Genomic DNA, 243 nt, shown 5'->3' on the forward strand with positions numbered 1-243 from the left:
GCCCGGCGAGGATTCATAGCCCCGCAGCGCATCTGCGGCAGCGTGAATGTTCACCGCTGTCCTGGGTGCGCTTGCGTAGCTGGCGAACGCTGCGCCGTGGCCCTTCTGACATTTTTTGCAGTGGCAGTGGGTGGCGGCCTTGAGCGGTGTCGTGACCTGATAGCGGATTGCGCCGCAGAGGCAGCTGCCTTGGCTGGTTTTACTCATCTCAATCCTATCCATGTTCAGCACTGAACGCTGTGG

At 60.9% G+C, this 243-nt stretch carries 1 protein-coding gene; it reads right to left on the bottom strand.

The features are described from left to right. On the bottom strand, window positions 1–207 hold a 207-nt coding region (locus AC0L20_RS41700; RefSeq protein ID WP_473295945.1), incomplete at its 3' end, for a GFA family protein. Between the last annotated feature and the right edge of the window lie 36 nt (window positions 208–243).

This window comes from Bradyrhizobium sp. Kon58 (genome assembly GCF_055807455.1).